Source organism: Achromobacter sp. Marseille-Q4954, from assembly GCF_943737025.1.
In the GTDB taxonomy this organism is placed as follows: domain Bacteria; phylum Pseudomonadota; class Gammaproteobacteria; order Burkholderiales; family Burkholderiaceae_B; genus Achromobacter; species Achromobacter bronchisepticus_A.
Genome location: NZ_CALSFQ010000003.1, coordinates 516117 through 535076, shown reverse-complemented (window position 1 = coordinate 535076; position 18960 = coordinate 516117). Strand labels below are relative to the sequence as shown.

Below are 18960 nucleotides of genomic sequence, written 5' to 3'. Positions count from 1 at the left end.
AAACACCATGGGCATTTCCTTCGCAAGCGGCGCCATGCGCCGGCTGGGCCGGCGCGCCGCCCTCGCCGCGGCGCTGGGGCTGGCGGCACTGGCCGGCGGCCAGGCGCAGGCGGCATTTCCCGAGCGTCCCATCACCCTGGTGGTCGGCTTTCCGCCGGGCGGCGGCGGCGACCTCTATGGCCGCCTGATCGCCACCGCCATGGGCAAGACCCTGGGGCAGACCGTGATCGTCGAGAACCGGCCGGGCGCGGGCGGCAACATCGCCGCCGGCCTGGTTGCCAAGGCCGCGCCCGATGGCTACACCATCCTGCTGGCCATGAGCGGCAACCTGGCGGTCTCGCCGGCGCTCAAGCCGCAGAGCCTGCCGTACAAGGTGCCGGACGACTTTGCCCTGATCGGCCTGATCCTGGAGGCGCCGCACGGCCTGTTCGTGGCCACGCCGTCGCATTTCAAGACGGCGCGCGAAGTGATCGATGCCGCCAAGCAGAAGGAACTGACCTTTGCCTCCACCGGCACCGGCGGCGCCGCCCACATCGGCATGGAGACCATCAAGGAACTGGGCCACCTGAAGCTCCTGCACGTGCCGTACAAGGGCTCCGGCCCCGCCATCACCGACATGCTGGGCGGGCAGATCGACATGTTCTTCGCCACCGCATCGCCGCTGGTGCCGCAGGTGCAGCAGGGCCAGTTGCGAGTGCTGGCCCTGACCGGCCGCCAGCGCAGCCCGATCCTGCCCGACGTGCCGACCTTCAAGGAGCTCGGCATCGACATGACCATGACGCAGTGGTACGGCCTGGCGGCGCCGGCCGGTACGCCGCCCGCGGTGCTCAAGGTGCTGTCCGAGCACCTGTCGCGCGCGCTGGCGGACCCCACGGTGCAGAACACGATCCGCAAGGACGCCGCGATGGAGCGCGACCTGCCGATGGACCAGTTCAAGCAGTACATCCTCGACGACATCGCCAACTACCGCAAAGCCGCCACCCCCGACCTGCTCAAGCAGATCGGCCAATGACCCAATCCGACCGAACCGATTTTCAGGAGACCCCACCATGTTGCAGAACTGGACCGACACCCTCGCCAACAACCGCAAGGCCGGCGAGGTCCTGGGCAAGCACAACCCGCAGCTGCTGACCGCGTTCCGCGCCCTGAACCAGGCGCAGGGCGCCACCGGCACGCTGGACGCCAAGACGCGCGAGCTGATCGCGCTGGCGGTGGCCGTCACCACGCGCTGCGACGGCTGCATCGCCGCGCACGCCGACGCCGCCCGCAAGGCCGGCGTGACGGAACTGGAGCTGAGCGAGGCCTTGAGCACCGCCATTGCCCTGAACGCGGGCGCCGCCTATGTGTATTCGTTGCGTGCGATGGACGCGCTGACGGCGGGTCAGGGTTGAGCGGGAGCCACGCATGTACACCACCCTGATCAGCGCGGACGAACTGGCCCGCGCCCTGCAAGACCCGCAACACCGCGACATCGTGGTGCTGGACTGCGGCTTCGAGCTGACGGATCCGCAGGCGGGCCGCCGCCACTACGATGCCGGCCACCTGCCGGGCGCGTTCCACGTGCATCTAGAAGACACCCTCAGCGGCCCCAAGACCGGCCGCAACGGCCGCCACCCGCTGCCCGACCGCGCCGCGCTGGCGCGAGCCCTGGCGGCGCTGGGCGTGAACGCGGACACCCAGGTGGTCGCCTACGACAATGCCGGCGGCATGTACGCCGCGCGCCTGTGGTGGCTGCTGCGCTGGATCGGCCACGAGGCCGTGGCGGTGCTCGATGGCGGCGAAGGCGCCTGGAAGGCCGCGGGCCAGCCGTTCACGACCGATGCGCCGGCGCCGCGCCCGGCGGGAGCCCTGGCCGTCGGCGAGGGCCGCCAAGCCACGCTGGACTACCCCCAGCTGCGCCAGGCGCTGGCCGCCGACGCGCGCCGGGTGCTGGACGCGCGCGCCCCCGACCGCTACCGGGGCGAGAACGAGACCCTGGACGCGGTGGGCGGACACATCCCCGGCGCCCGCAACCGGTTCTTTCGCGACAACCTCGGCGCCGACGGGCGCTTCCTGCCCCCCGCCGCGCTACGCCAGGCCTTCCTGGCGCAACTCGATGGCCTGGCGCCGGACGCCGTGGTGTGCCAATGCGGTTCCGGCGTCACCGCGTGCCACAATTTATTGGCCATGGAAATCGCGGGCCTGTCCGGCGCGGCCCTCTACCCCGGCTCGTGGAGCGAATGGAGCGCGCAACCCGACGCGCCCGTCGCCACGGGCGCCAACCCCTGATCCGCCCATGATCGACGCCTCTTCCCACCCTCCCCGTCCCGACAGCGGCCGCCTGTCCCATAGCGCACACTGGGGCGTGTTCTCGGCCGCCTGGAAAGACGGCGCGCTCGACGTCCGGCCTCATCCGGGCGATCCCGACCCCAACCCGCTGATCCAGAACTTCACCAACGCGCTCGACCATCCGGCGCGCGTCACCACGCCGATGGTGCGGCGCGGCTGGCTGGAACGCGGGCCGGGTCCGGACGCGCGCCGGGGAAGCGACGATTACGTGCCGCTCGGCTGGGACGACGCGCTGGACCTGCTGGCCGCCGAACTGCGCCGGGTGCGCGACCAGCACGGCCCGCAAGCGGTGTTCGGCGGTTCGTATGGCTGGTCCAGCGCCGGCCGCTTCCATCACGCGCAGAGCCAGGTGCACCGCTTCCTGAACACGGCGCTGGGCGGCTACGTGCGCTCGGTCAACAGCTACAGCGCGGGCGCCTCGGCCGTGATCCTGCCGCACATCCTGGGCAGCATGGACGACGTGGCGCGCCGCAACGTCACCTGGGAACAGATCGTGGCGCACACCGACGTGGTGCTGGCCTTCGGCGGCATGGCGCTGAAGAACTCGCGCGTGGCCAGCGGCGGCATCAGCCGGCACATCGAGCGCGACTCGATGCGCCGGGCCGCGCGACGCGGCTGCCGCTTCCTGAACATCAGTCCGCTGGCCTCCGACCTGCCGGCGGACGCGGCGGCGCAGTGGGTGCGCGCCGTGCCCGGCACCGACGTGGCGCTGATGCTGGCACTGGTGCATGAGCTGGTGGCCAATGGCTGGCATGACCAGCCGTTCCTGCGCGACTTCTGCGAAGGCTGGGATGGCTTCGAGGACTACCTGATGGGCCGCGCGGACGGCCAGGCCAAGGATCCGGCCTGGGCCGCGCCGATCTGCGGCGTGCCGGCCGCGGACATCGCGCGGATCGCGCGGTTGCTGCCGGGCAAGCGCGTGCTGGTGACCGTGGCGCATTCGCTGCAACGCGCCGAACATGGCGAACAGCCGGTCTGGATGGGCGCGGTGCTGGCCGCTGCGCTGGGGCAGCTGGGATTGCCGGGCGGCGGCTACGCCTACGCGCTCGGCACGCTGGCGCACTACGGCAAGCGCAGCAACGCGGTGCCGGTGGCGTCGTTGCCGCAGGGCGTGAACGGCGTCAAGGCGTTCATTCCCGTGGCGCGCATCGCCGACATGCTGCTGCATCCTGGCAAGCCGTTCGACTACAACGGCAAGCGCATGGACTACCCGCACATCCGCCTGGCCTATTGGGCGGGCGGCAACCCGTTCCACCATCACCAGGACCTCAAGCGCCTGTCGCGCGCCTTCGCCACGCTCGACACCTTCGTGGTCCACGAGATCGGCTGGACCGCCACCGCGCGTCACGCCGACATCGTGCTGCCCTGCACGATGACGCTGGAACGCGAGGACATCGGCGGCGCGCCCACCGATCCGCTGCTGGTGGCCATGCACCGCATCGCCGCCCCCAACGGCCTGGCGCGCGACGACTACGACATCTTCGCCGACCTGGCCGAACGGCTGGGCACGCGCGAGGCCTTCACCGAAGGCCGCAGCAGCGGCGAATGGCTGCGCCACCTGTATGAAAGAACCCGCGCGGCCCTCGAGGAAAAAGGCCTGGAGGCGCCGGACTTCGACCAGTTCTGGACGCGCGGCGAATTGACCCTGCCGCAGCAGGACGACGACGGTGGCATCCTGCGCGCGTTCCGCGACGATCCCGCTGGCAAGCCGCTGCCCACGCCCAGCGGCAAAGTCCAGATCAGCTCGCCGATCGTGGCCGGCTTCGGCTACCCCGATTGCCCCGGCCATCCTGCCTGGCTGACGCCACAGGACGCGCCGACGCCGGCGCATCCGCTGTTCCTGGTCGCCAACCAGCCCGCCACCCGCCTGCACAGCCAGCTGGATTTCGGCGCCCACAGCGCGTCGCAAAAGCGTCAGGGGCGAGAAGTGTGCACGCTGCATCCCCGCGACGCCGCGGCCCGCGGCATCGGCGAAGGCGACATCGTGCGGCTGTTCAACGACCGCGGCGCCTGCCTGGCCAGCGCCACGCTCAGCGACCGCATCATGCCCGGCGTGGCGCAACTGCCCACCGGCGCCTGGTACGACCCGGTGCGGGACGAGCGCGGCGAGGTGACGCTATGCGGCCACGGCAATCCCAACATCCTGACGCGCGACGCCGGCACCTCGTCGCTGGCGCAAGGTTGCAGCGGCCAATTGACGACGGTGCAGATCGAGCCCCATGACGGGCCGTTGCCGCCGATCCGGGCCTTCGAGCCCCCCCCACGGCAGCGTCCGCGCGCTGATGCCGCGCCCCCCGGGCTGGCGGGCGGCACCGCGCCTTCCACTTCGACGCCATGCGCGAACTGTGCGTAGTCATCTGCTCGGCCGGGCTATATCCCCATGTCCAGGGCGCCCAGCGCGGCACCTTCCCAAGGCCGGCGCCCCTCCCCCGAGGATGCCCGATAGCGGCTTTGGGTAGCCACCTGGGGTCAAGCCGGCACACCCCGGCTCGCCTGCGCTTGGCGGGGGTCGGCGGAATCTAGTTCTTCACGTAGTACGCCGCGGGCTTGAACAAACAGCGATCGATAGACTGCTTCGTGCGAAACACACATGATCTTTCCGTCAGGAGAATGACGCTTCGGCCTTCCTGAAATTTGTTCTGGTGACCAGTCAGCCTCCAACAGGCGTATCACGATAATGCGCAGCTGCGGTTCACGGGACAGCAGGTAAGGCTTCGGTCGCAGACCACGCTTGAGGAACTGCTTTTCAGCATCGTACGCTCGGTACTTCCCTGGTCCACCATTGCGGCCGACCTCTCTCGAGATCGTCGATGCTGAGCGACCTAACTGGCGACCAATAGCTCTAAGGGGTGAGTGCTGATGACTGTTATCAGCCTGAAGCGGCCGCTTGGTTGAATTCTATTGATGACCGATCATGGCCGAGAACGGCCATAGTCCAGGGCTAGCAAGTCACCGGCCGACATGCCGCATGGATCGGACGGCGCCGTCAAAAAGGCGAACGTTATTCCTGCCACTCAAACCCTGCGCTGCGGAAACGGGGTTCTCCCTTTTCGTTGAAGTTCACGTATCGGCGTGGAGATTTGACAACACCAAGAGCCTTAGCCTGCGACAAGAGGTCGCACCCAAGACATGTTTGCAGCTTGCGCAAGCCAGAATCGCAGTACAAATCGAACAGTTCAACGATTTGCATGAGGCCTGGCGGTAGAATCCGGCCGTGCATCGGGAACATGGCGCCCGCCGCGCTGAGCTTGCCGGGACGCGGAGAGTCCGTGTTCCCCAACCCCACAGCGCAAGGTGAAATCCGGCAGCCCGATCTCACACTCGTCGGAATCGGGCTGATGCGCTTCGTGGCCCTCGCGGCTATCGCTCGTTTGTCCTTGCCCGGCCCACGAGTAGTAAATGAAGCTGCTGAAGCAGCGTTTTGAGGAAATGATGAATTTTTGGGTCCCTGTAGTCTTCGGTACGTTCAAGCTCCTCGTGTTGGGAACAGGCATGTTTCTCGCCATCAAGTCCCATTACGATGGAGAAAAAAAGGAGAAGAAGGAAAAGGAGAAGGAGATGAACGCAACGTAACGGGGACCTCGTTGCTATTGGGGACATCCTGATCGCGGCGCTCGATGCAGCGGGATCGCGATGCCAGATGTTCTCGTCCAGATCGTCGAGCTGCACCGCTCATGAAGGACCGCTATACGGAACGCGGTCCGGCGAAGCGAAGGATTGCGGGGCCGCAGGGAGCAGTCAGCGCCTATAGACCATGTAGGCAATGCCGAGCATTCCCATTACCGTGCCGCCGACTATGAGCGCGACGCTTTCCGTCAACTCGGAGCCGTGCACGTACAACAGCAGGCACGTCACCGCGATGAGCGCGATCGATGAAACCAGCAAGAACAAGCGCCACTGGGTTCGTATCGCTCGCCATGCTGCACTCAGCGAAAATCCGCGGCTACGCATGGACCGTGACGCCAAACAAAAGCCTGATTCCGATTCCGCCAAACATTCCGCCCTGCAAAAATCCACTCCATATATTCCACTGATTTCGCCTGCTCCAAAGGCGACGGCCTACCGCTGCCGCCTCAATGCGGAACGCCAGAGGCGATTCAGGCGAGCAACGACGGAAAGAGGCTGGCGAGGATTACTCTCGTCAGGAAATGAGACGAACGGCGCCGCATGTCATCGCGTTGCCCACCCAATCCCCGTCGGACATGGGCAGGGCTACGGTTTTATGATCAGGCGCACCCCTCTTGCCGCCCCGCTCTCGAGGCGGCGATGCGCCTCTGCAACTTCGGACAGTTGCAGTATTTCCAGGTTGCGCGGTTTCAGCGTGCCTTCTGTCAGCAGTTGATTGACATGGTTGGCCGCCATTTGCAGGTCTGCGCTACTGGCGTTGCTGATCGCAAATCCGACCAGGCGCGCATCACGGGTGTACAGCGCCCCGACCGGGAGTTCCGGACGAGCCTTCAACCCGGCCATCAGGACCACTCGTCCACCATGGGCGATCAGGCCAACCGCCTTGTGGAGGTCATGGCGGCCCGATGTGTCGAGATGGACATGGATGCCCTCAGGCGCCGCGGCACGGATTTCGTCCACAAGATGCTCATCGCTATAGTCGAGCACCACGTCCGCGCCCAGCCTGCGGCAATAGGCCTGATCGGCCGCCGCCGCGGAGGTGATGACTCGCGCGCCGGCACGCGCGGCGGTGACGATCGCTGCGCTTCCCACATGGCCAGCGCCGCCCGCGATGTAGACGGTCTCGCCTGCCTGGGCCTGCCCATGCTTGATGATCGCCAAATAGGCTGAGGCCGCGGGGTGGAACGACCCGACGGCAACTTCAGGCTTCACGTCGTCCGGCAGAGGGTAGAGACGGTCGGCCGCCACAACCGCATACTCGGATGTGCAGCCTTGCCGGCCGGCATGCCCCAGACTGTTGGACCAGACGGCGTCGCCAATCTTGAAGGGACTTGCGCTGGAGCCCACCGCCGCGACGGTTCCCACCAGATCCCTGCCGACCACGAACGGGAACGGCAGCGGCGTCATGTATTGGCCAGATCTCACGAATGTGTCGATCGGGTTTACCGCCGCGTACTTCACTTGTACGAGTACGTCCGTGGGACCAGGTTCTGGCACACGGATCGGCTCGATGCGAATTTGCTCCGCAGGGCCACGTTGATCGATCCACGCGGCGCGCATTGTGCTACGAATAGAAGACATGCTTGCGATCATGGACCATTCGCCGGAGGGAAGAAAGGTGCAAGAACTGGCGAAATCAATGGGACATGCTCGCCAGCCGCAGATCAATCACCCAGATCCTGCAGCGCGGCCTTCAGCCGCCGCACCGATGCCAACGCCTCTTCGGGCGTGGCGAAATTGGCAAACCCCATCAACAGACCACTGTCTTTTCCCTTGCGCATCCGCCAATTGCTCAATGCGTGAACAGGAAACCCCTGAGCATGCGCGGCGGCGGCCAGCGCCTTGTCGTCTTGCGGGTGTTTGAGACGAGCGAGAACGTGCATGCCGCCCACTTGCGGCTGTACCTGCACGCGGTCGCCGTATGTCTGGACCAGCGCATCGACCAAATGACCGTGCCTTTTGCCGTATAAGGTGCGCATCTTGCGCAGATGCCGGGCAAAATGGCCTTGCTCGATGAAGTCCGCGACCATGGCTTGACGCAAGATGGAGCCCGAACCCGACAGGTTGTATGCCATGTCCTGAAACTTGCCGACCTGGGAGGGTGGCACGACAAGATACGCGAGGCGCAAGCCTGGAAACAGGACCTTGCTGAACGTGCCGCTGTAGAGTACCCGTTCGTCGCGATCGAGGCATTTCAACGCTGGCAACGGCCGGCCGTGGTAGCGGAATTCGCTGTCGTAGTCGTCTTCAATGACCCACGCCCGGTTGCGCCTGGCCCAATCCAACAGTTCCAGCCGCCGCGGCAGCGACAGCGCTACGCTGGTCGGACTTTGATGGGTGGGCGTGACCACCGCAAAACGCGCCAGCGGCGCTCGCCGCTCGCCTGCGCCGACATCCAAACCTTCTTCGTCGACCGGAACCGGTGTCAGACGCATGCCGGCGCACTCCAGGCACCAACGAGCGTTGATGTAACCCGGATCCTCAAACCAGCCCTGGTCCCCTGCGCGCAACAACGTGCGGCACACCAGTTCCAGCGCCCCGCGGTACCCCGTAGTCACGAATACCTGCTGGGGCGAACAGGTGATGCCGCGCGAGATACCCAGATAAGTGGCAATGGCATCCCGCAAAGGCATGTACCCAGCCGGATCGGGGGCGGTCATCGCCGCCGTCTCCAAGGTACGCACGTTGCGCCCCGCCAACCGCGCCCACACCTTGCGCGGAAAAGCATCCAATGCGGGAAGACCTAGTTGAAATGGCAAGGCCACGCCGAGCGACGCGTGCGGCGAACGCAAGGACTCGCGCTCAGGGTTTGCCACGACTTTCGCCTTGCCCGGATCCCGCAAATTCCTCAGCCTGGGAGACACGATAGTGCCTGCCGCACCGCGCGCAACGAAGTAGCCTTCGCTGGTCAACATTCCATAGGCAGATTCGACAGTGCCTCGCGCCAGGTTCAATTCACTGGCCAGGCTGCGCACCGACGGGACACGATCTCCCGGCTTGAGCTTGCCGCTGGCGATCGCCTCGCGATAACGCCGATACAGCTGTAAATAAACCGAGTCGCCTTTCCCTCGGCTGGGCGTCAGGTATTGAGCCACCATAGCCATGTCCCACTAATTTAAAAAACTCTTGCACCTTCTTGCTAGGGCATGGGTGTCCTACATTCGGATGGACCGACAAAGGAAAGCACGTGTCCCTCTTCGATTCATCCTTCTCGAAAACGACCATGATTTTTCAGGCCGCCTTCGCCGTCACGCGCGAATTGCGTCCACGTCCTACAGATGCCGCAGCAATCGCGGCTCCAGTATATCGCCTAGCCAAGTAGGGCCTGCATGCCCAAGGGTATGCACTTAGGCCAGCCGCCATGGCCCGCACACCTGCGTGCGCGCCGGCAAAACACGCCCGTTCACCCACAGAAGCCGGCCTTTGCGGCATCCCCATCACGTATGCGCGAATGACGCAGGGGCTTCATCAAATGATTCAGGAAGCACAGGAATGGAATGCATCTCCCAAGCAGTTGTGAAAATCTCGGAAGCGAAGGTCAATCGCCATATGGGAGAATGGCGCCGGCAGCACAGGATGGGACTGGACCGCGGCAGACGCCTGGTCATCGGCGGACTGGTCGTCAGTGAATTTCGCTACCTCCTGGCGGATTACAGCGATGGCGAGCTGTCGAGCTTTGAAGATTTCCAGGCGATCGCCGACGCGGCCGATGCTCTGACGGCAGGGTGTGAAGCCGATTTCTTGAATCCGCGCCAGTATCAGAATCTCAACATCGGGCTGTCTACCGCGCAAGCCAATCTGAAGGATCTGATGATGATCATCCGGACGATCGCGCAATACGTGCAAGAGTGTCATGAGCAAGGGTGCGAGGAGCGGATTGCGCTGGGACCGCAGTTCAACGGAAAGTAGTTGGCTTCCTTGTGAAAGGCCGCGGGCAGCCATGCTGCCGGCGGCGATCCACGGTCACCGGTTCGGGGCGCCGCCGTTGAGTTGCTGCTGCATCATCTGTTCCATCATCCGCTGCTGCATACCCATGTACTGGTCCCTCATGTACTGGCGTTCCCTGATCTGTTCGGGACTCTGATTCGAGTAATTCCCCCGCATGGCGCCCCATCCCATCATTGGACCTCCCTGATGGTGGCGCCCGCCGCCATCCGCCGCGCAGCACCCCATCGCGCCGCCGTTCCACATCTGACCCATCATGCCCATGGTCTGCTGCATCAACGCCTGATGCTCTCGAAGCAGCTTCTGACGCTCGGCCGGGTCGCTGGTCTTTTGGATCTGGTTCATCTGCTGCTGCATCTTCTCCAGATTTTCCCTGGCTTCGGCCGCCTTCTTGTCAAATTGTTCGATGTTCTCGGTCGATTGCGCAGCCTGCGGCGCAGCAGCGGGTTGCTCCTTCGGGGCCGCGGCGCCCGCCAAGGCGGGAAGCAATGAGGCAAACAATGCGTATAAGGCCAGCTCGCGCATCTTCATGATCGGTCTCCATGTGGTTGGTATCCCCAACGGCTTCGGCGCTGAAAGGATGATCAGAGCCAGCGTATATCGGTCCGTATGATGAGCATTGACAATCGTCAACATACTGGCCGAACCTGTCGGCGACGCGCCGCGGCACGTGCGTCGCCGATCCTCTCGAGCAAGCATCGCTTGTCGTTTCCATGGTCTGTCTGCCTTGGACCCGAACGGGCATCAGCCGCGATGCGGCGCAGGAGCCGCGGCCCATGCGGAAAGCGGGTGGCTACGCTCCGCTTCCCGCAGCAGACGTATGACCTCTTCATCCCCGGTCTGATCGAAGTCCTCGTACCATTGCCCCACGCCATAGAACGGAACCGGCGTGCCGATGCAGATCATTTCATCCGCTTCGTCCGCAAGCTGCTGCCGGGTCTCGGCAGCGGCGACCGGCACCGCGACCACGATTCTTGCCGGTCCCGCCTTGCGTATGGACCGCAGGGCCACGCGCATGGTCGAGCCGGTCGCAAGGCCGTCATCGACCAGTATGGCGATCTTGCCCTGCAACTGCAGCGGCGGCCTCCCCGCGCGATACAAGGCTTCACGGCGCTCGATTTCCTTGCGCTCGCGCAGAACGATAGGCTCTATCGCGCCCGGCGAGATGCCGTAAGCCTCGATGGCCTCGGATTGAAACAGAGTCTGATCGCCGCTTATCGCGCCGATCGCATACTCGGGATACCCGGGCATTCCGATCTTGCGCACCATCACGACATCAAGCGGCGCGTCCAGCGCCGCGGCGACCTGGAACCCCACCGGCACGCCGCCCCGTGGCAACGCCAGCACGATCACGTCTGGACGGCCTGCGTACCGCATCAGCAGGCGCGCCAGCAACACCCCGGCCTCCCGCCGGTTCTTGAAGGAAATATTCATCAGAGCACCTACGCCGCAGACTGCTGCATTCCGGGCCGGCATGCCGTTATCCCGCGGCGTCCGCGCCCGGGCCGGGAACGAAGAGCATTCAAGAAGGCCGGATGGCGACCTTCAACACGTTATCGCGCTGGTTTGCGAAGAGATCGTAGGCGTCCGCAATCTGGTCGAGGGTATAGCGGTGCGTGACCATTTTTGCGAGGTCCAGGCGGCCTGATTCCAGAACGCTCATGAGGCGGCGCATACGCTCCTTTCCGCCGGGGCAGAGCGCAGTGTTGATCCTGTGGTCGCCCAGTCCAGCCGCGAACGCGGACACCGGAATCTTCAGGTCGCTGGAATAAACGCCCAGGCTGGACAGCGTTCCTCCCGGCTTCAATACGCGCAAGGCGGATTCAAAGGTGCTCTGCTGTCCCAACGCTTCAATGGCGGAATCCACCCCTTTGCCGCCCGTCAGCCGCAAGATTTCCTCCACGACGTCGCAGTCATGGAAGTTCAGGACGATGTCCGCGCCCCACGAGCGCGATATTTCCAGGCGCTGCGCATTGCCGTCCACGCCGATGACGGTGGTCGCCCCCAGCAGCCGGGCGCCTGCGGCCGCGCAGAGTCCTATCGGGCCTTGCGCGAACACGGCCACCGTGTCGCCTATGCGGATGTTGGCGTTCTCGGCGCCTTTGAATCCGGTGGACATGATGTCCGGGCACATCAGCACCTGCTCGTCGCTCAAGCTGTCCGGCACCGGCGCCAGGTTGGCCTGCGCGTCGGGAACCAGCAGGTACTCGGCCTGGGCGCCATCAATCATGTTGCCGAACCGCCATCCCGCGGTGGCGCGGTATCCGTGGCATCCGCACATGCCGCTGGCCACCAGATAGCTGCCGTCCTGGGAAGGGGCGCCGTCCTGGGCGGCGTATGAATTGAAGTTCGGACAGATTGCGCCGGCGATCACGCGCTGGCCCTCGGCGTAGCCCGTCACGGCGCTTCCCAGTTTCTCGATGACGCCTACCGGTTCGTGGCCGATGGTCAGGCCAGGCTTTACGGGATACTCGCCCTTGACGATATGGATATCGGTGCCGCAAATGGTCGTGGTCGTGATCTTCAGCAGCGCGTCGTTCGGGCCGACGTCTGGAATGCGCTTTTCCCGTATCTCGATGTGATCCTTCCCGGCAAACACGACTGCTTTCATCATGGAGGTCATGGCTTATCTCCTGCTCTGAAACGACGATGGTTCAATTTTCGGCGCGCGCGAGGGTACGCCCCTGTCGCCATCGGACCGCGAGACGTGCTTTCAGCTTAAAAGACGGAACCGGGGGAAACTTGACCGAGGTCAATTTTCCCGCGCATGGGCCATGTATCTTGGCGCTGTGCCACTGGCCATGGCCCCTGCAAGGCGGCAGTCATATCCCCGCCTCGTCATTAGCGGCCTGCAGCACTCACGGCAACGCGATCCTGGCCTTCCCATCATCGCCTCTGCCAGGAAGCCCCACTCGTTCCAAGGAGAACCCGTGATCACGCCAACCCGCTCCCGAAACGCCATCGCCGTCATCGCCGTTGCCGCGGACGGAACCACCTACAGAATCGAACGACGCAGTCAGCTGCGGCCGCAGGAAGCGCCTGCGAACACGTTCTTTTACTGCTGCCTGCCCGACGGGCAATTGGTCGACCAGATCGGATCCGGAACCTACCAGCTTCCCGACGGAACGATCGTCAGAACGCGCCGGCGCCGCGATCTCCAGGAGAACGGAATCTAGCCCGGCGCCGCTCGCTCCCTGGCCGCGGCCGGGGAGCGCATATGCGTTCCCCGCAAGCCTCAGTGGGAGAACAGGACCGGAACCGTCATGGCGGCGAGCAGCGAACGCGTAGCGCCACCCATCACCCATTGGCGCATGCGGCTGTGTCCATACGCGCCCATGACGATCAGATCCGCGTTGAAATCGGCGGCTGTGCTCAGGATGACGTCACCCACGTCTACCTCGTTCGTGCTGCGGGATTGGTGTTCCGGCAAAGGAAAGCCATGGCAGGCGCAGTACGCCGCCAGGTCTTCGAACGGCACTTGCGCGCCCCCGCTGGCATCCAGGTCGTCCGTCGTCAGAACGGCCAGGGCGTTCGCATTGCGCAGAAGCGGAGCCGCGTCGGCGATCGCACGAGCGGCCTCCCGGCTACGGTTCCAGCAATACAGCACCCGGGCGCCCGCTCCATTGAACTTGCCGGCCGAGGGCAACACGATGACGGGCCGCCCCGCGGACATCAAGACCTGCTCCACGAAGTAATTGCCGACAGCCGCGTCCACGTCGTTTCGATTCTCCTGACTGATGACCAGGACATCGGAACAGCGGGCATGGGTGACGACACATTCCGCAGGCGCGTCCTCGCCCTGCCGCCATGAAGCCGCCACGCCGCTCTCGCGTGCGGCCTGACTGAACGTCAGCTCGACAGCCGTGCGCCCTTTCTCGTTTATCTGCTTGGCCATGTCCATGGAACGGACCCACAGGCCTGCCTCATCGTAGAAATAGCCGGGCGAGATGTAGCTGGCAAATATCCCGGTCAGATGAGCGTCATTGGCGCGGGCGAGTTGCAGGGAGAATTCGACCCGGCGAGAACAATCGAATCCATGGTCTAGATGAACGGCAATTCGGCGATACATGATTACCTCTACGGAAAGCGAAAGGACTTGCCGGGCGAAATACGCTTCATTCGATCTGCAGCGTCTTGTTCCGGCTTCCAGCCGCCTTGGGCAGGGTCAGGATCAGCACGCCGTTCTCGCAGACCGCCTTGGCCGCCGCCTGGTCTATGGGGCTGGCCAGCGATACCGAGCGTTGGATCCGCCCCCAGAAGCGCTCCTGGCGGACGACGTTCCCCGCCTCTTTCGTTTCGCTGCTCTTTTCCTTGTTGGCCGAGATCATCACGGTGTTTCCATCGATCTCCACCGAAATGTCCTTCTTGTCTATCCCGGGAACCTCTGCCTTCAGGACATACTTGTCGCCCGCCTCGGTGACGTCGATATCCATCCGTGGAGTCTGTTCATCCAGGTTCTGTCGAATCGGCCGCAGGAACGCCTGGAATACGTCCGACAACGGTTCACTCATGAATGGGCTGTATTGCGTCAATCGCGACATGGTTATCTCCTTTCCATGATGATGAGAGGCGGGCTCAGGTACACCCGCCTTTCCATGTTGCTCCAGCGTGCGGCGCCCAAGTTGACCTTTGTCATCCAGAAAACGGGGACAAGAGTTCCGCCCATGCGCAAGCCTCGCCGGCTGCGTTGAAGCAATCGGGCGACAACTTGACCGGCGTCAATTTCAACTGGCGGATGCGCGCGATGATGGCAATAAATGCGGGGCCATGCGGCCCGGGCATCCACTTCTATCGGAGGCGCCGTGAAAAACGTACTTATTCCCGTGGATGGATCGGGCAACTCCCTGCGCGCCGTGCGCTATATGGTCGACCATGTGCGCGAACACGGCCCTTGCTCCATACACCTGCTGAACGTGCAAATGCCCATTGTTTCGGGAACGGTATTGGCCTTTTTTGAGCCGGAGGCGATCCAGGAGTACTACGACGACGAATCGAAGATGGCCCTGGCGGAGTCGGAGGTCCTGCTGGACCGGTCAGGAATCCTCTATCAAAGGGCGACACGGATCGGCAACGTCGCCGAGTCCATCAAGGCCTATGCCACCGAGCAGGGATGCGACCATATCGTCATGGGTTCGCGCGGACTGGGCGCCGCCGGCAGCCTGTTGCTGGGTTCGACCACCTTGAAGGTGCTGCACACGGTTCACATCCCGGTGGTGCTGGTCAATTAGGCCAATGAGCCATGGCCCCGCCGGATCATCAGCGCACGCTGATCTCGATCAGCCTGGACCTGATCAAGGATCCAATGTTCGCCCTGCTGCTTGCGGGGGGAGGGCTTTATGCGATTCTGGGAGCCTGGCATGAAGCCGCCTTGTTGCTCCTCTTCGTGCTGGTCATTTTCGCGCTGACGGTCGGGCAGTCCCTGCGTACGGCGCACGCATTGGAAGCGTTGGGACGCCTGGCGGCGCCTCGCGCCCTTGCGCTGCGCAACGGCAAGCGGTACTGGGTCGCATCGGCGGAACTTGCACGCGGCGACTCTGTGCTGCTGGCGGAAGGGAACCGCGTCCCGGCGGATGGTCAGCTCATCGACGGCGAAGGCCTGCTGGTCGACGAGTCCGCACTCACCGGAGAGTTCCAGCCGGTATTCAAGCGCATACAGGCCACTCCCGGAAGCGGCGCCGAAATGCTCTGCGGGGCGTTGGTGCTGTCGGGAACGGGCGTCATGCGCGTGGATGCCGTCGGAGACGACACCAGATTGGGAGCGCTGGGTCAGGCCATGCGGCAGCTGACGCCCGAACGCGCGCCCCTGGAATCGCAGACCCGCCATTTCATCCTGCGGTTCATGTGGGTGGGCTTCATCCTTTCCCTGGCCACGTGGGCCTTGTATGTCCACATGCGGGGAGGATGGTTCGAAGGGTTGTTGGCAGGCATCGCGCTGGCGATGAGCCTGCTCCCGCAGGATTTCCCGGTCATCGTGACGATCTTCTCCGCGATGGAAGCCAAGCGCATAGCGGGCGACGGCGTACTCGTCCGGAAGCTGAGCGTGGTCGAAACCCTGGGCAAGACGACTGTGTTGTGCGCCGACAAGACGGGCACCATGACAACGACCACGATGGCCGTGCGCCAGCTGCATGTCGGATCCACGAGCCTGGACACATCCGATCTCGTGGGCGCAACCGGCGCCAACCCAGCGCCCGAGGTCTGGAATCTGGCTGAAACGCTGGCGTTGGCGAGCGTGCCCGATTCCGGGGACGCAATGGAGGACGCCTTCCGCAGCTTCGCTGCGGAACTTGCCGTCCGTCCGCCCACGCCAAGCTCCCTCAAGCTGACAAAAGCCTATCCATTCTCTTCCGCGCGACTGGCAGTCGTCCACGCCTGGACGGCCGCGCCGGAGAACTTCATCCGGATTGCGTGCAAAGGCGCGCCGGAAGCGGTGTTCAAGCTTTGCCGGCTGACGCCGGACCGCCAGGCGGAACTGGAGGCCGAGGTCCGGCGCATGGCCGGGGAAGGCCTGCGGGTCCTGGCGGCAGCCAGCGCACGCTGGCCGGCTTCGCCGCTACCCGATAATCCGGAAGATATACCTCTGCAGTTTGCCGGTCTGGTCGGGCTGGAAAACCCGCTGAAGGAAGGCGTGAGCCGTTCGGTCGCCGCTTGCGATGACGCGGGCGTGCGCGTGCTCATGCTGACGGGCGACCACCCGGCGACCGCCAGGGCCATCGCCCGCCAGGCAGGCATACCGGCCGATCTCGTGGCCGAAGGCGATGTCCTGGAGCGGGAAAGCGACGAACGCCTGTCCGAACTGGTCAAGCGCGTATGCGTTTACGCGCGTGTGAAGCCTGAGCAAAAGCTGCGCCTGGTCCAGCTCCTGAAACAGCAGGGGGCCATCGTCGCAATGACCGGCGACGGCGTCAACGACGCGCCCGCCCTGCGCGCGGCGCATGTCGGCATCGCCATGGGCGGGCGCGGCACCGATGTCGCGCGGGAGGCCGCAGACCTGATCCTTACCCGCGATGATTTCTCCGACATCTTGAACGCGATCCGGCAAAGCCGGCGATTGTTCGACAACCTGTCCAAGGCGATCGTCTATATCGTCGCGGCGCATGTCCCGATAGCGGGACTGGTGATTCTGCCCCTGCTGTTCGGCTGGCCGGAACTGCTGCGCCCAGCCCACGTGGCATTCCTGGAGATAGTGATCGGGCCCCTGTGCGGGTTGGCGTTCGAATCGGTCGCGGGAGAGCCGGACCTCATGCGCCGCCCTCCTCTGCCCGTGGCGAAGCCGCTCTTTTCATTGAGGACGTTCCTGCTCGGCTTTGCCCAAGGGCTGGCGCTGCTGGCAGCGGTGGGGATGCTCTATGGCGGGCTGCAACAAATGCAATCGCCTGCGGATAGCGCCCGAGCCACCGCCTTCTGCGCCCTGGTGCTGGGCAATCTGGCCTTGATGATCAACAACCGCGCGCCCCACCGGCACCATACTGGCATGTGGGACGGAGCGACCCGACTGGCGATAGCGTCAACGCTGGCCCTGCTTGTGTTGACTTTGGAATGGCCAGCCCTGCGCCGTCTGTTCGAATTCGGCCCGCTGGACGTCAGAGGCTGGGCCGCCGCCTGGCTCGTGGCGGTAACGGTGTGGCTGGTCGCCCGGGGACTACGCCCGCTGGGCCAGCCGCTAAGGACGCAAAAATGGCTGCACTGCAAGACCGCACGATGATTCCCGGCGCATCCGGACTTGCCGCCCGCGCGGTACGCACCGCCGCGGCCACGCTCCTGTGCGCGGCCGCGACATCCCAGGTGTCGGCCCAGCCCACGCCCGAGGACGTGGCCCGCGCCTTTCGCCTGGAAGTCATGCCCGCGCTCCAGGTGTCCGCCGGCGACCAGGCGCGCTATGGCGGCCTGGCGCTGCAGGCCCTGGCCGATGCCGGCGTCGGTCTGCTTGGCTCGCAGTATGTCCTGCTGGTCGACAGGAACGCCAGGGTCCAGGCCGTGCTGCTCTATTGGCTGCCCGCCGCCGGTCCGCCCGTCTATGTGGGCGCCTCCTCCGTCTCGACCGGAAAAGTCGGCCAGTTCGACCATTTCGAGACGCCCACCGGCGTGTTCGCGCACTCCTTGGCGAACCCCGACTTCCGCGCCCTGGGCACGAAGAACGCGAACGGGATACTGGGCTACGGCGCGAAAGGCATGCGGATCTATGATTTCGGCTGGCAGCAGGCAAACCGGGGATGGGGCAATAGCGGCGCCAGCACGATGCGCCTGCAAATGCACGCGACGGACCCGGTCCTGCTCGAACCCAAGCTGGGAACGCCGCAGTCCAAAGGCTGCATCCGCATACCGGCCACCCTCAACCGCCTGCTGGACAGCTATGGCCTGCTGGACGCCGACTATGAGCTTGCGGCGGACCTGATCTCTCGTCCCTGGGTACTGCTGCGCGACAGAACCCCGGTCCCTGGCGCCGGGCGCTACCTGATCATCGTGGACACCAAACGCGAGGACCGGCCGGACTGGTCCGCCCCTGGGCGCGCTGTCGCAAAGTGACTTGACTCCGGTCAAGATCCGCCGCTTCCAAAGGCCGATACTTTGCGCATCCCCTCTTCCGGAGACAGTCATGTATCAACGCATATTGGTACCCATCGATGGCAGCGCCACCTCGGACCTGGGTCTGAACGAAGCGATACGCCTGGCCCAGCTCACTCATGGCAGCCTGCGCCTGATTCATGTAATCGATGAGCTGTCGTTCGCCCTGGCTGTGGACTCCTATGGCTACTATGCCGGCGAGTTGCTGGATCTGCTCCGGAAAAGCGGCGCCGAGATCCTTGAAAAAGGCATGGCTGCGGTCCGGGAGCAAGGCATCATCGTGGAAGGCGTGCTCTATGAAAACCTGGACAAGACCGTGCAGCAACGCGTGATCGCGGAGGCGGAAAGCTGGAAGGCCGATCTGATCGTCATCGGCACGCACGGCCGCCGGGGCGTGCGCCGCATGGTTCTGGGCAGCAGCGCGGAAGGAATCCTGCGGGGAGCCCCCGTGCCTGTCCTGCTGGTGCGAGCCCCCGCCGGCACCGCGTGACCGCG

General features: G+C 64.7%; 19 protein-coding genes and 1 pseudogene. 11 read left to right on the top strand and 9 right to left on the bottom strand.

The window, feature by feature from the left end; translation table 11 throughout:
• Window positions 1–7 precede the first annotated feature (7 nt).
• Genes NGK62_RS27945 through NGK62_RS27930 form a run of 4 tightly spaced genes read left to right on the top strand, consistent with a single transcriptional unit; the run spans window position 8 to window position 4681 of the window.
• Window positions 8–1012, top strand: coding sequence for a tripartite tricarboxylate transporter substrate binding protein (locus NGK62_RS27945; RefSeq protein WP_251881337.1), 1005 nt, complete (start codon window positions 8–10; stop codon window positions 1010–1012).
• 37 nt (window positions 1013–1049) lie between these two features.
• Window positions 1050–1391, top strand: a complete 342-nt coding sequence (locus tag NGK62_RS27940; protein WP_251881335.1) for a carboxymuconolactone decarboxylase family protein — start codon at window positions 1050–1052, stop codon at window positions 1389–1391.
• Between the two features lie 13 nt (window positions 1392–1404).
• The gene (locus tag NGK62_RS27935) at window positions 1405–2268 is read left to right on the top strand and encodes a sulfurtransferase (protein WP_251881334.1); all 864 of its coding nucleotides are present in this window, start codon (window positions 1405–1407) and stop codon (window positions 2266–2268) included.
• Window positions 2269–2275: 7 nt separating this feature from the next.
• Window positions 2276–4681 (top strand): molybdopterin guanine dinucleotide-containing S/N-oxide reductase, encoded by a 2406-nt coding sequence (locus NGK62_RS27930; RefSeq protein ID WP_251881332.1) that lies wholly within the window; start codon window positions 2276–2278, stop codon window positions 4679–4681.
• Between the two features lie 116 nt (window positions 4682–4797).
• On the opposite strand, the pseudogene NGK62_RS32390 reads toward NGK62_RS27930, so the two are convergent.
• Window positions 4798–5172: pseudogene (locus tag NGK62_RS32390) on the bottom strand (transposase); the annotation flags it as partial.
• A gap of 555 nt (window positions 5173–5727) precedes the next feature.
• On the opposite strand from NGK62_RS32390, the gene NGK62_RS27925 reads away from it, so the two are divergent.
• A complete protein-coding gene (locus tag NGK62_RS27925) occupies window positions 5728–5901 on the top strand; it encodes a hypothetical protein (protein WP_251881330.1) in 174 nt (57 codons plus the stop codon).
• 165 nt (window positions 5902–6066) lie between these two features.
• On the opposite strand, the gene NGK62_RS27920 is transcribed toward NGK62_RS27925, so the two are convergent.
• From NGK62_RS27920 to pdxR, 3 genes are all read right to left on the bottom strand, one after another.
• Window positions 6067–6219, bottom strand: coding sequence for a hypothetical protein (locus NGK62_RS27920; RefSeq protein ID WP_251881328.1), 153 nt, complete (start codon window positions 6217–6219; stop codon window positions 6067–6069).
• A 321-nt stretch (window positions 6220–6540) separates the two neighbouring features.
• Window positions 6541–7548 carry an NADPH:quinone reductase gene (locus tag NGK62_RS27915; RefSeq protein WP_251881326.1) on the bottom strand — a complete coding sequence of 336 codons (1008 nt, stop codon included), beginning with the start codon at window positions 7546–7548 and terminating at the stop codon, window positions 6541–6543.
• A gap of 71 nt (window positions 7549–7619) precedes the next feature.
• The gene (pdxR, locus tag NGK62_RS27910) at window positions 7620–9053 is read right to left on the bottom strand and encodes a MocR-like pyridoxine biosynthesis transcription factor PdxR (protein WP_251881324.1); all 1434 of its coding nucleotides are present in this window, start codon (window positions 9051–9053) and stop codon (window positions 7620–7622) included.
• A gap of 394 nt (window positions 9054–9447) precedes the next feature.
• On the opposite strand from pdxR, the gene NGK62_RS27905 reads away from it, so the two are divergent.
• Window positions 9448–9864, top strand: a complete 417-nt coding sequence (locus tag NGK62_RS27905; protein ID WP_059371810.1) for a hypothetical protein — start codon at window positions 9448–9450, stop codon at window positions 9862–9864.
• Window positions 9865–9918: 54 nt separating this feature from the next.
• Here NGK62_RS27905 and NGK62_RS27900 read toward each other — a convergent pair whose 3' ends face one another.
• The 3 genes from NGK62_RS27900 to NGK62_RS27890 form a co-directional block, all read right to left on the bottom strand.
• Entirely contained in the window at window positions 9919–10431 is a 513-nt protein-coding gene (locus tag NGK62_RS27900) for a hypothetical protein (RefSeq protein ID WP_059371809.1), read from the bottom strand.
• Between the two features lie 213 nt (window positions 10432–10644).
• The gene (locus NGK62_RS27895) at window positions 10645–11334 is read right to left on the bottom strand and encodes a phosphoribosyltransferase (protein WP_251881322.1); all 690 of its coding nucleotides are present in this window, start codon (window positions 11332–11334) and stop codon (window positions 10645–10647) included.
• 88 nt (window positions 11335–11422) lie between these two features.
• A complete protein-coding gene (locus NGK62_RS27890) occupies window positions 11423–12523 on the bottom strand; it encodes an NAD(P)-dependent alcohol dehydrogenase (protein ID WP_125471116.1) in 1101 nt (366 codons plus the stop codon).
• 307 nt (window positions 12524–12830) lie between these two features.
• Here NGK62_RS27890 and NGK62_RS27885 point away from each other — a divergent pair, with 307 nt between their 5' ends.
• Complete coding sequence (locus NGK62_RS27885) at window positions 12831–13076, top strand: hypothetical protein (protein WP_059371806.1); 246 nt, start codon at window positions 12831–12833, stop codon at window positions 13074–13076.
• 59 nt (window positions 13077–13135) lie between these two features.
• Here the strand turns inward: NGK62_RS27885 and NGK62_RS27880 are convergent, their stop codons facing one another.
• Both NGK62_RS27880 and NGK62_RS27875 read right to left on the bottom strand, forming a co-directional pair.
• Entirely contained in the window at window positions 13136–13969 is an 834-nt protein-coding gene (locus tag NGK62_RS27880) for a universal stress protein (RefSeq protein WP_059371805.1), read from the bottom strand.
• A 46-nt stretch (window positions 13970–14015) separates the two neighbouring features.
• Window positions 14016–14441, bottom strand: a complete 426-nt coding sequence (locus tag NGK62_RS27875; RefSeq protein WP_059371804.1) for an Hsp20/alpha crystallin family protein — start codon at window positions 14439–14441, stop codon at window positions 14016–14018.
• 261 nt (window positions 14442–14702) lie between these two features.
• Between NGK62_RS27875 and NGK62_RS27870 the strand changes: the two genes are divergently transcribed.
• From NGK62_RS27870 to NGK62_RS27855, 4 genes are all read left to right on the top strand, one after another.
• Complete coding sequence (locus NGK62_RS27870) at window positions 14703–15128, top strand: universal stress protein (protein WP_166738309.1); 426 nt, start codon at window positions 14703–14705, stop codon at window positions 15126–15128.
• A gap of 11 nt (window positions 15129–15139) precedes the next feature.
• Window positions 15140–17605, top strand: a complete 2466-nt coding sequence (locus tag NGK62_RS27865; protein WP_251881319.1) for a cation-translocating P-type ATPase — start codon at window positions 15140–15142, stop codon at window positions 17603–17605.
• Window positions 17578–18426: a L,D-transpeptidase gene (locus NGK62_RS27860; RefSeq protein ID WP_251881318.1), complete on the top strand. Its 849-nt coding sequence runs from the start codon at window positions 17578–17580 to the stop codon at window positions 18424–18426. Before NGK62_RS27865 ends, NGK62_RS27860 begins: the two co-directional genes overlap by 28 nt.
• Window positions 18427–18496: 70 nt before the next feature.
• The gene (locus NGK62_RS27855; protein WP_059371800.1) at window positions 18497–18955 is read left to right on the top strand and encodes a universal stress protein; all 459 of its coding nucleotides are present in this window, start codon (window positions 18497–18499) and stop codon (window positions 18953–18955) included.
• The last annotated feature ends 5 nt before the right edge of the window (window positions 18956–18960 follow it).

Bases quoted from the DNA above. Each gene is read 5' to 3' on its own strand.
- NGK62_RS27945 (WP_251881337.1), top strand. From the start codon at position 8: ATGGGCATTTCCTTCGCAAGCGGCGCCATGCGCCGGCTGGGCCGGCGC.
- NGK62_RS27940 (WP_251881335.1), top strand. From the start codon at position 1,050: ATGTTGCAGAACTGGACCGACACCCTCGCCAACAACCGCAAGGCCGGC.
- NGK62_RS27935 (WP_251881334.1), top strand. From the start codon at position 1,405: ATGTACACCACCCTGATCAGCGCGGACGAACTGGCCCGCGCCCTGCAA.
- NGK62_RS27930 (WP_251881332.1), top strand. From the start codon at position 2,276: ATGATCGACGCCTCTTCCCACCCTCCCCGTCCCGACAGCGGCCGCCTG.
- NGK62_RS27925 (WP_251881330.1), top strand. From the start codon at position 5,728: ATGAAGCTGCTGAAGCAGCGTTTTGAGGAAATGATGAATTTTTGGGTC.
- NGK62_RS27915 (WP_251881326.1), bottom strand. From the start codon at position 7,548: ATGATCGCAAGCATGTCTTCTATTCGTAGCACAATGCGCGCCGCGTGG.
- pdxR (WP_251881324.1), bottom strand. From the start codon at position 9,053: ATGGTGGCTCAATACCTGACGCCCAGCCGAGGGAAAGGCGACTCGGTT.
- NGK62_RS27905 (WP_059371810.1), top strand. From the start codon at position 9,448: ATGGAATGCATCTCCCAAGCAGTTGTGAAAATCTCGGAAGCGAAGGTC.
- NGK62_RS27900 (WP_059371809.1), bottom strand. From the start codon at position 10,431: ATGAAGATGCGCGAGCTGGCCTTATACGCATTGTTTGCCTCATTGCTT.
- NGK62_RS27895 (WP_251881322.1), bottom strand. From the start codon at position 11,334: ATGAATATTTCCTTCAAGAACCGGCGGGAGGCCGGGGTGTTGCTGGCG.
- NGK62_RS27890 (WP_125471116.1), bottom strand. From the start codon at position 12,523: ATGACCTCCATGATGAAAGCAGTCGTGTTTGCCGGGAAGGATCACATC.
- NGK62_RS27880 (WP_059371805.1), bottom strand. From the start codon at position 13,969: ATGTATCGCCGAATTGCCGTTCATCTAGACCATGGATTCGATTGTTCT.
- NGK62_RS27875 (WP_059371804.1), bottom strand. From the start codon at position 14,441: ATGTCGCGATTGACGCAATACAGCCCATTCATGAGTGAACCGTTGTCG.
- NGK62_RS27865 (WP_251881319.1), top strand. From the start codon at position 15,140: ATGGCCCCGCCGGATCATCAGCGCACGCTGATCTCGATCAGCCTGGAC.
- NGK62_RS27860 (WP_251881318.1), top strand. From the start codon at position 17,578: ATGGCTGCACTGCAAGACCGCACGATGATTCCCGGCGCATCCGGACTT.
- NGK62_RS27855 (WP_059371800.1), top strand. From the start codon at position 18,497: ATGTATCAACGCATATTGGTACCCATCGATGGCAGCGCCACCTCGGAC.